This window comes from Bradyrhizobium sp. USDA 336 (assembly GCF_044908355.1).
GTDB classification, from domain to species: domain Bacteria; phylum Pseudomonadota; class Alphaproteobacteria; order Rhizobiales; family Xanthobacteraceae; genus Bradyrhizobium; species Bradyrhizobium yuanmingense.
Window position 1 is genome coordinate 6,559,725 of the sequence record NZ_JBIYDC010000002.1, and the last position, 11,778, is coordinate 6,571,502.

11 protein-coding genes are annotated in these 11,778 nt (G+C 63.3%); 7 read left to right on the forward strand and 4 right to left on the reverse strand.

Annotated elements, in window-relative coordinates:
• Positions 1–81: 81 nt before the first annotated feature.
• From ABIA45_RS31750 to ABIA45_RS31770, 5 genes are all read left to right on the forward strand, one after another.
• Positions 82–993, forward strand: coding sequence for an amino acid ABC transporter substrate-binding protein (locus ABIA45_RS31750; RefSeq protein ID WP_271545923.1), 912 nt, complete (start codon positions 82–84; stop codon positions 991–993).
• A gap of 145 nt (positions 994–1,138) precedes the next feature.
• The gene (locus tag ABIA45_RS31755) at positions 1,139–1,870 is read left to right on the forward strand and encodes an amino acid ABC transporter permease (protein ID WP_126259516.1); all 732 of its coding nucleotides are present in this window, start codon (positions 1,139–1,141) and stop codon (positions 1,868–1,870) included.
• A gap of 3 nt (positions 1,871–1,873) precedes the next feature.
• Positions 1,874–2,566 carry an amino acid ABC transporter permease gene (locus tag ABIA45_RS31760; protein WP_271545918.1) on the forward strand — a complete coding sequence of 231 codons (693 nt, stop codon included), beginning with the start codon at positions 1,874–1,876 and terminating at the stop codon, positions 2,564–2,566.
• A 12-nt stretch (positions 2,567–2,578) separates the two neighbouring features.
• Positions 2,579–3,310, forward strand: a complete 732-nt coding sequence (locus ABIA45_RS31765; protein WP_128266202.1) for an amino acid ABC transporter ATP-binding protein — start codon at positions 2,579–2,581, stop codon at positions 3,308–3,310.
• Between the two features lie 185 nt (positions 3,311–3,495).
• Positions 3,496–4,356 carry a D-amino-acid transaminase gene (locus tag ABIA45_RS31770; protein WP_157283109.1) on the forward strand — a complete coding sequence of 287 codons (861 nt, stop codon included), beginning with the start codon at positions 3,496–3,498 and terminating at the stop codon, positions 4,354–4,356.
• 136 nt (positions 4,357–4,492) lie between these two features.
• Here the strand turns inward: ABIA45_RS31770 and ABIA45_RS31775 are convergent, their stop codons facing one another.
• Genes ABIA45_RS31775 through ABIA45_RS31785 form a run of 3 tightly spaced genes read right to left on the reverse strand, consistent with a single transcriptional unit; the run spans position 4,493 to position 7,780 of the window.
• A complete protein-coding gene (locus ABIA45_RS31775; RefSeq protein WP_404654746.1) occupies positions 4,493–4,954 on the reverse strand; it encodes a carboxymuconolactone decarboxylase family protein in 462 nt (153 codons plus the stop codon).
• Positions 4,955–4,980: 26 nt separating this feature from the next.
• Complete coding sequence (locus ABIA45_RS31780; RefSeq protein WP_404654747.1) at positions 4,981–6,591, reverse strand: MDR family MFS transporter; 1,611 nt, start codon at positions 6,589–6,591, stop codon at positions 4,981–4,983.
• A 4-nt stretch (positions 6,592–6,595) separates the two neighbouring features.
• Positions 6,596–7,780 carry an HlyD family secretion protein gene (locus tag ABIA45_RS31785; protein WP_404654748.1) on the reverse strand — a complete coding sequence of 395 codons (1,185 nt, stop codon included), beginning with the start codon at positions 7,778–7,780 and terminating at the stop codon, positions 6,596–6,598.
• A 190-nt stretch (positions 7,781–7,970) separates the two neighbouring features.
• On the opposite strand from ABIA45_RS31785, the gene ABIA45_RS31790 reads away from it, so the two are divergent.
• Positions 7,971–8,882 carry a LysR family transcriptional regulator gene (locus ABIA45_RS31790; RefSeq protein ID WP_275497738.1) on the forward strand — a complete coding sequence of 304 codons (912 nt, stop codon included), beginning with the start codon at positions 7,971–7,973 and terminating at the stop codon, positions 8,880–8,882.
• A 320-nt stretch (positions 8,883–9,202) separates the two neighbouring features.
• Complete coding sequence (locus ABIA45_RS31795; protein WP_404545665.1) at positions 9,203–10,222, forward strand: DUF3616 domain-containing protein; 1,020 nt, start codon at positions 9,203–9,205, stop codon at positions 10,220–10,222.
• A gap of 81 nt (positions 10,223–10,303) precedes the next feature.
• On the opposite strand, the gene iaaH is transcribed toward ABIA45_RS31795, so the two are convergent.
• Positions 10,304–11,725 (reverse strand): indoleacetamide hydrolase, encoded by a 1,422-nt coding sequence (gene iaaH / locus ABIA45_RS31800; protein ID WP_404654749.1) that lies wholly within the window; start codon positions 11,723–11,725, stop codon positions 10,304–10,306.
• Positions 11,726–11,778: the final 53 nt, after the last annotated feature.

Consider the following 11,778-nt stretch of genomic DNA (forward strand, 5'->3'; position numbering starts at 1 on the left):
TGATCCAGCCGAAAGTTACATTCTAATCCGGCTCGATTTGTGCTTGCATCCGGGCCGCATCATCCGAAAGGGGAAGAAAAAGTGAAACATTTCCGTCACATCGGGCTCGCGCTTGCCGCGACCTTCGTCGTCAGCCAGGCCGGGGCCCAGGAGCTGACCGGCACGCTGAAGAACATCAAGGACACCGGCGCGATCACGCTCGGCTTCCGCGACTCCTCGATCCCGTTCTCCTATCTCGACGACAACCAGAAGCCCGTCGGGTTCGCGATGGACATCTGCTACAAGATCGTCGACGCCGTGAAGAAGGAGCTCAAGCTCGACAAGCTCGAGGTTAAGCTCAACCCGGTGACCTCAGCGACCCGTATCCCGCTGATGGCCAATGGCACCATCGACCTCGAATGCGGCTCGACCACTAACAATGCCGAGCGTCAGAAGCAGGTCGCCTTCACCAACACCCACTACCTGACGGCCAGCCGCTATGTCTTCAAGAAGTCGAGCGGCCTGAAATCGATCGACGATCTCAAGGGCAAGACCGTGGTCTCGACCGCCGGCACCACCAACATCAAGCAGCTCACCGAGGCCAATGTCGCCAAAGGCCTCGGCGCCAATATCATCCCGGCCAAGGATCACGCCGAAGCCTTCCTGATGGTCGAGACCGACCGCGCGGTCGCCTTCGTCATGGACGACATCCTGCTGGCGAGCCTCGTCGCCGGCTCGAAGAACCCGGACGACTATGTCATCTCCAAGGATGCGTTCTCCAAGCCCGAGCCCTACGGCATCATGCTGCGCAAGGACGATCCCGCCTTCAAGAAGGTGGTCGATGCCGCGACCGCGGCGCTCTACACCTCGGGCGAGGCCGAGAAGATCTACAACAAATGGTTCACCCAGAAGATCCCGCCGAAGGGCCTGAACCTCAACACGCCGATCTCGGCCGAGCTGAAGAACGAGTTCGCCAAGCCGACGGACTCGCCGAACCCGGACGATTACAAGTAAGGTAAAACCTCGATCTTTCGATTGGGATCATGTCCGGCCACTCTTGACACCAGGGTGGCCGGACATTTGCATAGGCGCCCAGGACTGCTCTGAACAAGACTTCTCTGAAGACGTCCAATGACGGGCGCGTTCGCGCGGGGGACACGTGAACTATAACTGGAACTGGGGAATCTTCTTCCAGCCGAACCCGATGGGGACCGGCACCTACCTCGACATGCTGCTGTCGGGCCTGGTGCTGACCCTCAAGACCGCGGCGCTGGCTTGGGTCATTGCACTGATCACCGGCTCGCTCGTCGGCGTGATGCGCACGCTGCCGTCGAAGGGAGCGAACTGGTTCGGCTTCGCCTACGTCGAATTCTTCCGCAACATGCCCCTGCTCGTGCAGCTCTTCCTGTGGTACTTCGTACTCCCGGAGCTGTTGCCAAAAGGCGCCGGCACTTGGCTGAAGCAACTGCCGAACGCGCCGTTCTGGACGGCGGCGATCGGCGTCGGCTTCTTCATGTCGGCGCGCGTGGCCGTGCAGCTGCAGGCCGGCATCGGCTCGCTGCCGCGTGGGCAGAAGATGGCGGCAACGGCGCTGGGCCTCACCACCGCGCAGGGCTATCGTTACGTGCTGCTGCCGATGGCCTTCCGCATCATCCTGCCGCCGCTGACGTCTGAATTCCTCAACACCATCAAGAACACCGCGGTCGCGATCACCATCGGCCTGCTCGAGCTGACCGGACAGGCGCGCTCGATGCAGGAATTCTCGTTCCAGGTGTTCGAGGCCTTCACCGCCGCGACCATCCTCTATCTCCTCGTCAACGCCGTCGTCGTGACCGCGATGCGCTTCCTCGAGCGCTGGGTCGCGATCCCCGGCTACATCACGGGGAAATAAGCGATGTTCGGCAATCTCGATTTCGATGTCATCCGCCGCGCGCTGCCCTATCTGTTCTACGAGGGCATGACGTTCACCCTGACGCTGACCTTCCTTGCAGCTCTCGGCGGTCTCATCTTCGGCACGGCGCTCGCCCTGATGCGGCTGTCCGGCTTCAAGATTCTCGGGCGCATCGCCGGCATCTATGTCGACTTCATGCGCTCGCTGCCGTTGGTGCTGGTGATCTTCTGGTTCTACTTCCTGGTGCCCTATATCGGGCAGTGGGTGACCGGTGCCTCGCGTCCGATCAGCGTCGGCGCCTTCGCATCCTCGCTGATTACCTTCATCATGTTCGAGGCCGCGTATTTCTCCGAGATCATGCGAGCCGGCATCCAGTCGATCTCGCGCGGCCAGCCGGCCGCGGCCAGCGCGCTGGGGCTGACCTACGCGCAGACCATGCGCTACGTCGTGCTGCCGCAGGCCTTCCGCAACATGCTGCCGGTGCTCATCACGCAGACCATCGTGCTGTTCCAGGACACCTCGCTGGTCTACGTCCTGTCGATCACCGACTTCCTGGGCGCGGCGAGCAAGGTGGCGCAACGCGACGGCCGCCTGGTCGAGATGTATCTGTTCGCTGCGGTCGTCTACTTCACCATTTCCTGTATCGCGTCCTACGGCGTCCGCCGCCTGCAGGCGCGCATCGCCATCATTCGATAGAGTGTGTCGATCATGATCGAAATCAGCCATGTCAACAAATGGTACAGCCCCACCTTCCAGGTGCTGACCGACTGCACCACCAATGTCACCAAGGGCGAGGTGGTCGTGGTCTGCGGCCCCTCAGGCTCGGGCAAGTCGACGCTGATCAAATGCGTCAACGCGCTGGAGCCGTTCCAGAGCGGGGACATCCTGGTCGACGGCATCAAGGTGAACGATCCCAAGACCAACCTGCCGAAGCTGCGTTCGCGCGTCGGCATGGTGTTCCAGCACTTCGAGCTGTTTCCTCACCTGAAGATCATCGACAATCTCTGTCTCGCGCAGGAGAAGGTGCTCGACCGGTCGCGCGACAAGGCGATGGCGAAAGGCATGCAGCTGCTGGAGCGCGTGGGCCTCAAGGAACAGGCGCAAAAGTATCCCGCGAATCTGTCCGGCGGCCAGCAGCAGCGCGTTGCGATCGCCCGTGCGCTCGCCATGGATCCGATCGTCATGCTGTTCGACGAGCCGACCTCGGCGCTCGATCCGGAAATGGTCAGTGAGGTGCTCGACGTCATGGTGGACCTCGCTCATGAGGGCATGACCATGATGGTTGTCACCCACGAGATGGGCTTTGCCCGCAAAGTGGCCAATCGCGTGATCTTCATGGACCGTGGCGAGATCGTCGAGGACGCGGCGAAGGAAGACTTCTTCGGCAAGCCCCGCAGCGACCGCGCACAGAAGTTCTTGTCGAAGATTTTGTCGCATTAACCGGTCGTCATCCCGGGGCGCGCATAGCGCGAGCCCGGGATCCATCATGCGGCAGTACCGCGGTGAGATGGATTCCGGGCTCATTCGCCTTGCGAATGCCCCGGAATGACGGATCGTGGGTTTATCGAGCCCGCCAAATCTCCTATACCCGTGGCCAAATCCCTTCCCTCCCCAGGAGACCTGCCTTGGACTCGATCGCCTACGTCAACGGCTCATTCGTCCCGCTCTCGGAAGCCAAGATCTCGGTGCTCGATCGCGGCTTCCTGTTCGCCGACGGCATCTACGAGGTCTCGGCCGTGCTCGACGGCAAGCTGGTCGACAATGCTTCGCATCTGGGGCGGCTGGAGCGGTCCGTCGGCGAGATCAAGTTGAAGCTGCCGGAGACCATCGAGCGCATCACCGAGTTGCAGAAGGAGCTGATCGCGCGCAACAAGCTCGTGAACGGCCTCGTCTATCTCCAGGTGACGCGCGGCGCCGACAAGGGGCGCGACTTCCCGTTTCCCAAGGCCGACGTCAAGTCGAGCCTGGTGATGTTCACGTCCGAGAAGGACATCATCAACGCCGCGGTGGCCAAGACCGGCATCAATGTCATCACGGTGCCCGACATCCGCTGGGAGCGCCGCGACATCAAGAGCGTGGCGCTGCTGGCGCAGGTGCTGGCGAAGCAGGCCGCGGCCGAAGCCGGCGCGGGCGAAGCCTGGATGCTGCAGGATGGCTACGTCACCGAGGGCGGCTCGTCCACGGCGTTCATCCTGACCAAGGACGACGTCATCGTCACCCGCCAGAACTCCAACGCGATCCTGCCCGGCTGCACCCGCAAGGCCGTGATTGCGCTTGCCGAGGAGCGCCAGCTGCGCGTCGAGGAACGCTCCTTCACGGTCGCCGAAGCGCTCGCCGCCAAGGAAGCGTTCATCACCAGCGCATCCTCGTTCGTGCAGCCAGTGGTCGCCATCGACGGCAAGACGATCGGCGACGGCAAGCCCGGCCCGATGGCGACGCGCCTGCGCGAGATCTACGTGGACTTCGCCAAGGCGACGGCGGTCTGAGCCACACACTCGGCTGCCGTAGGGTGGGCAAAGCGAAGCGTGCCCACCTTTTCTTGAGTTCATGGAGAGATGGTGGGCACGGCGCAAGTGCGCCTTTGCCCACCCTACAATACTGCGCCCGAGGCGGCGCTGTAGCCTACGCCACCGACGCCTTCACCTTCACCGGATGCACGGCGCGGAACGCGATCGCGATCCTGTTCCAGGCATTGATGGCACCGATCAGCATGGTCAGGTTCACCGTCTCCTCCTCGGAGAACTGCGCGCGAACCTGTTCGTAAGTCTCGTCGGGCGCGTGCGTCTCGGCGATCAGCGTCACCGCTTCGGTCCAGGCCAGCGCGGCGCGCTCGCGGTCGGAATAGAGCGGGGATTCGCGCCAGGCGTTGAGCAGGTAGATGCGCTGCTCGGTCTCGCCGCGCTTGCGGGCGTCCTCGGTGTGCATGTTGATGCAGAAGGCGCAGCCGTTGATCTGCGAGGCCCGGATCTTGACCAGCTCGATCAGCGATTTCTCAAGGCCCGTCGACTGGATCTGCTGCTCAAGCGCCATCAGCGCTTTGATCGTATCGGGCGCGGCCTGGTAGTAGTTCATGCGGGGCTTCATGGTCGTTCTCCTTTTCTTTGGTTGGGTTAGTGGGCTCCGCCGGCCGAGACTTGGCCGGGCTTCTTCAGAAAGAATACGGCGACGAGGGCAACGATCAGCGCCATGCCGAGCAAGTAGAACGTGTCGCTGAAGGCGAAGATGAAGGCCTGCTTCTGTACGGTATGGCCGATCGCGACATAGGCGCGATGCGCGGCGTCCGCACGGTCGAGAACGCCGTGATTGACGAAATATTGCGTGAGCTGCTCGAGCCGCGTGCGCGTGGCCTCCTCGAAAACAGAGACCGACTGCATCAGCACGTTGGAGTGATATTGCTCGCGCTTGGACAGCACGGTTTGCAACAGCGCGATGCCGACGGCGCCGCCGAGATTGCGCATCATGTTGAACAGGCCGGAGGCCGAGCCCGCATTCTCCGCTTCGATGCCTGCCGTCGCCACCGCCGACAACGGCGCCATCACCAGCGCCTGGCCGATGGCGCGCACGACATTGGGCCACAGCAGCTGGTCGGCGGCATAGTCGTTGGTCATGTAAATGTTCATGAAATTTGATGCTGCGAACAGAACGAAGCCGACGCCGATGATGATCCGCGCATCGAACTTCTGCATCAGGCGCGGCACCAGCGGGATCAGCACGAGTTGCGGCAGCCCGGTCCAGGCCAGCACCATGCCGATCTGCTCGGCATTGTAGCCCTGGATGCGTGACAGATATTGCGGCAGGATGAACACGGAGCCGTAGAGTGCAATGCCGAGCAGGAAGTTCGCGAGCATGCCGAAGCCGAAGTTGCGACGCACGAGCAGACGCAGATTGAGCAGCGGCTTCTTCACCGTGAGCTCGATGATCAGGAATGCCGTCAGCGCAACAGCGGCGATGATCGAGAGCTTGACGATGAACGGCGAGCCGAACCAGTCGTCCTTGTTGCCTTCCTCCAGCACGGTCTGGAGCGCGGACAGGCCGATCGCCATGGTGATGATGCCGGCCCAGTCGCCCTCGCGAAGCAGCGCCAGCTTCATCGGCTTGGGCTCGAGCGCGTACCAGAGCATGCCGACCATGATCGCGCCGGGCACCAGGTTGACGTAGAAGATGTATTGCCAGCCGAAATTCTCGGTGAGATAGCCGCCGATGGTCGGGCCGATCGCCGGCGCGAAAGTCGCCGACAGCGCGAACAGCGCAAGGCCGACCGGCTGCTTGGCGCGCGGCAGCAGCATGATGATCAGCGTGAAGGCCATCGGGATCAGCACGCCGCCGGTGAAGCCCTGGATGGCGCGCAGCACGATCATCTGCGACAGATCCTGCGCCAGCGCGCAGGCCGCGGACAGAACCAGGAACAGGATCGCGTTGGTGAGGAGATAGATGCGGATCGAGAACACCTGCGCCAGCCAGCCGGACAGCGGGATCACCACGATCTCGGCGATCAAATAGGAGGTCGAGATCCAGCCGCCGTCGTCGATGCCGGCGCCGATCGCGCCCTGAATGTCCGCGAGCGAGGCGTTGACGATCTGGATGTTCAGAACTGCCATGAAGGCGCCGAGCGTGGCGCCGATCACCGCGATCCAGGTTTTTGTCGACACCGCGGGCGCGAGGGGGGCAGCGGGGGCGGGGAGGCCGGCAGCGGCGTCGACCGTCGGTTGGAGCGTGCTCATGGTTTCAACCGCCATTCCCGCGGGACGTACTGCCGGCGAGACGCTTGGCCGTCTCCCGCTCGGCCAGCACCGCCTGTTTGGTGTCGACGGTCGGCACCGCGGACATGCCGGGCCGCAGCAAGCCGGTGAGGCTGTGGTCGTCGAGGACGATCTTCACCGGAACGCGCTGCACGATCTTGGTGAAGTTGCCGGTGGCGTTGTCGGGCGGCAGCAGTGCGAATTCGAGCCCGCTCGCCGGCGACAGGCTGTCGACATGGCCGCGCAGGGTGGTGTTGCGGAAGCTGTCGACGTGCAACTCGACCGGCTGGCCCGGCCGCACATGCGTGAGCTGGGTCTCCTTGAAATTGGCGACGACGTAGACGGCGTTGAGCGGCACCACCGCCATCAATTGCGTGCCGGCCTGCACGTATTGGCCGACACGCAAGCTGCGGGCGCCGACCGTGCCGTCCACCGGCGCGGTGATCTCGGTATAGGACAGGTTCAGCGCCGCCTGCTGCGCGACCGCGCGGGCGCGTTCGAGCTGGGCGGTGGCCTGAGCGCGCTGGGTGGTGAGCACGTCGACCTTGCGCTGCGCGGCGACGAGGCCGGACTTGGCATGCTGCAATTGTGCGCTGCTGGCGCGCAGCGCCGCGTCGGTCTGCTGCGCGCGCTGGATCGTGCCGGAGCCCGACTTCATGAGGTCGTCGTAGCGGGCGCGCTCCTCCTGCGCGAATTTCAGATTGGCTTCTGCAGCTGCGACGTCGGCGGTGCTCTGTTCGATGATCGGCTGCTGCAGTTCGAGCTGGGCGTCGATGTTGCGGACCGAGGCTTCGCCGGCAGCGACGTCGGCTTTCGCCTGGTCGAGCGCCGCCTTGAAATCGCGGTCGTCGATCTTGGCCAGCAGCTGGCCCGCCCGAACCTTCTCATTGTCCCCGACCAGCACCTTGGCGATGTAGCCAGAGACCTTCGGCGCAACGATCGTGGAGTCCGCCTTCACATAGGCGTCGTCGGTGGATTCGAGGTAGCGGCCGTTGGCCCAGTAGTCGTGTCCGTAGTAGCCCATGGTCGCAGTGGTTGCGAGCAGTGCGAGCACCAAGGCCGCCCGCCGGACCCTGTTCCGCCGGGCCGGCATAGCGGGCGGCGCCTTGGCGTAATCGCGCGTGATTTCAGTGGCTTGCTGGAAGGTCTCGGTGCGGGGCATTTCGGACATTGCAGTCTCCTGTCGGCTCGCTGAGACTATCGGTCTTGCTGGCGCGGATGATAATCGGCTAGATTCTGGAAGGATTATCCATTCAGGGTGGATAATCCGAGCGGTCACCCCTGGCTCGTGATGTCTCCCAGGCGCGCGGCTACGCCAGCGCGATTGCTGCTGAGGCGCACATCCCAGTGCAAGGAAAGCCATGGACCGATTGACCAGCCTCGAAGTGTTCAGCCGGGTGGTCGAGACCGGCGGCTTCTCCGCAGCAGCCCGCAAGCTCAACATGTCGACCACCATGGTGAGCAATCACGTGCAGGCGTTGGAAGACCGGCTGGGGGTGCGGCTGCTTCACCGCACCACGCGCAAGGTCAATCTAACCGAGATCGGGAAGGCCTATTACGACCGCTGCGTCCAGATTCTCGCCGACATCGAACAGGCCGACGACATCGCGAGCGAATTGCAGTCGGTGCCGCGCGGCACGCTGCGCATTCACGTCGCCACGCACATGGTGCCGTTCGTCGCGCCGATTGCGGCCAAACTGCTGTCGACCTATCCGGAGCTCAAGATCGATCTGCGCATGGGCGAGGCCGAGGTCGACCTCATCGAGGAAGGTTATGACGTTGCCCTGCGCATGACACAGCCACCGGACTCGAGCCTGATCGTGCGGAGCCTTGCCACCTGGCGCCACGTGCTGTGTTGCTCCCACGATTACATCGAGAAGCACGGCCGGGTGCAAAAGCTCGACGAACTCGCCGGGCACAATTGTGGTCGGCACTTGAACTATCCGTTCGGCGACGAATGGCGCTTCCTCGATCGCAAGGGCACGCCGGCCTCGGTGCGCGTCTCCGGCAGCTTCGTCACCAATAGCGGAGAAGCGCTGCGCAAGGTCGCGCTGGAGGGCGCCGCGATCTGCCTGATGGCGGGGTTCCTCATTCAGGATGATCTCGAAGCCGGCCGCCTCGTGCGCCTGTTGCCGGAATATCGGACGGTCGAGCTCTCCATGAACGCGGTCTATCCGCACCGTCATCATCTGTCGGCGAAGGTGAGGACCTTCATCGACCTGCTCGTGCACCACAGCGCCGAGCAGCAGAAGCTGATCAACCCGTATTCATGAGACCTTTCACAGGCGGGCTCCACGTGCGGCAGGAAGCGTGTTGACATCACCGAGTTATCTGCAACAATACAACCTGAGATATGAATGATGTATTTGGGACCGAGGCAATCGGTTCGATCCTTTTTTGATACGACGTTTCGTCCGGGCCAGCTTTCTAGCTTCTCCTCTTCCATCTGTTGCTCTTCCATGTTTGACGGATCGACGGGCGGCAAGCCGGTCAACGTTCGCTTGCGTGAGCTTCGCAAGGGATCGGCGGCATCATCCCTGTGATGGAGCTGGATGGCTTGGTCTGGCCCGACTGCCGCTCTAGGGAGGCTTCGATGACCATTGCCAGAACAGGATGGATTGCGACTTTGCTACTCGGCCTCGTGATGGCGAGTGGCGTGCAGCCTTCTCCTGCTGCGGCCGACGATGCGTGGCCGGTCAAGAACAAGCTGATCGGCAAGGACGGAGGCACGTCGAAGGATGTCAGCGGCATCGCCTGCACGACCGCTGATGGGTTTCCCCGTTCGTGCCTCGTTATCGACGACAATCTCCAAGGCGCTCAATTCATCGAATTGACCGACGGCAAGCTCGTCGCCGGCAGCCCCGTGAAGTTGATCGACAACACGTTCAATGGCAAGGCGCTCGAACTTGATGGCGAGGGCGTCGCCTTCTCCAAACGGCAGTATTACGTCATCGGCTCGCATGGCCATCCGCGGGACAAGGACCACAAGCTCGACCCCAAGAAAGATGCCGATAAGATTCGAGCGAGGATTGCCGCAAGCAGCCAGATCGTTCGGTTCCGCACGACGGGGGCAGATGGCAATGCATCGGGCATCGAGCGTACGGGGCAATTGCGAGAGGTCATCGCGGCCGAACCTGCGCTTCTCGAGTTCATGGATATCAGGCTGGAGAAGAACGGCTTGACCATCGAGGGCGTGGCGATCAAGGACGATCGGACGTTGCTCGCGGGATTCCGGGGGCCCGTCTTGAACGACAATCGCGCCGTCGTCCTGTCGGTAGAGATAGACGCGCTGTTCGGTGATCGAAAAAGCACGACTCACCGGCTGTTCCGACTTCCGCTCGGTGACAACAGGGGTGTACGCGATCTCGCCGCGTTCGGCGATCGCATCCTCATCCTGGCCGGTCCTGGTGCGGACGGGCCGGGAGCCTACGCAATATATTCTTGGGACGGAGCGTCCGAGACCGTACGGCTATTGAAGGAACTCCCGTTCGATCCAAAGCGAAAGCCGGAGGGACTACTGCCGTTGGGCGCGACTTCCGCCGGACTGCGCGTCCTGATCGTATTCGACAGCGATAAGGAAGGTACGCCCACCCCCATCGAAATACCACGATGAACGGGATCGGACCTCCCCTCGCCTTGTCCGGCCGGCCGAACGAACGAGGCGCCACCTTCGATCATTTCCGGCGGGAGTCCGTCAGCGAGCCGGTGGCGGCAAGCGCCCGAACGCAGCCTCGAGCGCCATGCCGATCGCGAGCAGGCGGCGATCGCTACCAGCGGGGCCATCGAGCTCAAGCCCGATCGGCAATCTGCTGCTGGCACCGAGCGCGATCGGGATCTGGATGCCGGGAATCCCGGCATTGCTGCCGGGGTCCGTGTTCTGAATGAACAGGCCGAAATTCTCGAGGCTGCTGGACTCCGGATTGGAGGGGATGGCAACGCGCGGCGTGGTCGGGAAGGCGATCGCATCGAGCCGGTTGTCGGCAAAGCTCCTGGCGTACAGCGCCTGCAGCGCGGGGTGCGCAATCTCGATCGCGGCGTCGTAGATCGGCTTGGCGTCGACCAGGGTGCCGTCGGGACCAGGCAGCTTGCGCGGGATCACCAAGCCGTCATAGGTGCCCTTCACATCGGCGCTGGCGATCTGCTCCGCTAGTGCCGCGATGGAGAGGCCGGTGCCGGTGTGCCTGAGATAGGCGACCAGATCGTCATAGGCCTCGTACAGCGCGACGGGAAAGCTGACCTGGGCGTCGAGCTCTGCCAGTTGCGACATCTCGATCTCGACGACCGTGACGCCTTGCACCTTCATTTTCGCGACGGCTTCCTGGAACGCGGCCTCGGTGTCGGCATCGAGATTGGCCAGCATCGATCTCGCGAGGCCGACTCGGACCTGAGTCAGATCCGCCGGCGCAAGCGCATCGCCACCGGCGATGACGCGGTCGAGCAGCGCGACATCTGCCATGGTCGCAGCCATCGGGCCTGCGGTATCGCGGGTGTGCGAGATCGGCGCGATGCCGTCTTGCGGGTAGCGACCGACGGTCGGGCGCAGCGAGGCGCATCCGTTCAGGGCGGCAGGCACCCGCACCGATCCGCCGGTGTCCGTGCCGAGCCCGCCGGCGACGATCCGCGCGCCGATCGCCGCGCCCGTGCCTGACGAGGAGCCGCCGGCGATCAATGTGCGATCATAGGCGTTGCGCACGCCATACTCGGCGCCGGTCTTGAACGCGGTGTTGTAGCCGGAGATACCGAAGGCGAGCTCGTGCATGCTGGTCTTGCCGATGATGACCGCTCCGGCATCGCGCAGCTTTGTCACGACAGGCGCGTCGGCCTTCGGAATGTAATCCTTCAGCGCCGGTGTGCCGGCGCTGCAGGGCAGTCCCGCGACCTCGATATTGTCCTTGATCACGATAGGTACGCCGCCGAGCGGCTTTGTCTTGTCGCCTGCCGCGTCGAACGCGGCCGCGGCCTTCAAGGCGCCAGCTTCGTCCAGGGTGACAAAGGCATTGAGTTCGGCGTTGGCCTTGGCGCGGGCCAGGGCTTCCCGGGTGAGTGCGGTGCTCGTGAATGTCCCGGCGGCGAGGCCGGCCGCGGCCTCGGTCAGTGTCAACTGGTCGAAATCCATGATGCATCACCCGATTGCAGGAGGCCATCAGAGCGCCCCTTAAGGAGCAGAGG

Coding starts and splice junctions, on each gene's coding strand:
- ABIA45_RS31785 (WP_404654748.1), bottom strand. CDS start 7,780: ATGTCCGAAATGCCCCGCACCGAGACCTTCCAGCAAGCCACTGAAATC.
- iaaH (WP_404654749.1), bottom strand. CDS start 11,725: ATGGATTTCGACCAGTTGACACTGACCGAGGCCGCGGCCGGCCTCGCC.
- ABIA45_RS31780 (WP_404654747.1), bottom strand. CDS start 6,591: ATGAGCACGCTCCAACCGACGGTCGACGCCGCTGCCGGCCTCCCCGCC.
- ABIA45_RS31790 (WP_275497738.1), top strand. CDS start 7,971: ATGGACCGATTGACCAGCCTCGAAGTGTTCAGCCGGGTGGTCGAGACC.
- ABIA45_RS31760 (WP_271545918.1), top strand. CDS start 1,874: ATGTTCGGCAATCTCGATTTCGATGTCATCCGCCGCGCGCTGCCCTAT.
- ABIA45_RS31775 (WP_404654746.1), bottom strand. CDS start 4,954: ATGAAGCCCCGCATGAACTACTACCAGGCCGCGCCCGATACGATCAAA.
- ABIA45_RS31795 (WP_404545665.1), top strand. CDS start 9,203: ATGACCATTGCCAGAACAGGATGGATTGCGACTTTGCTACTCGGCCTC.
- ABIA45_RS31765 (WP_128266202.1), top strand. CDS start 2,579: ATGATCGAAATCAGCCATGTCAACAAATGGTACAGCCCCACCTTCCAG.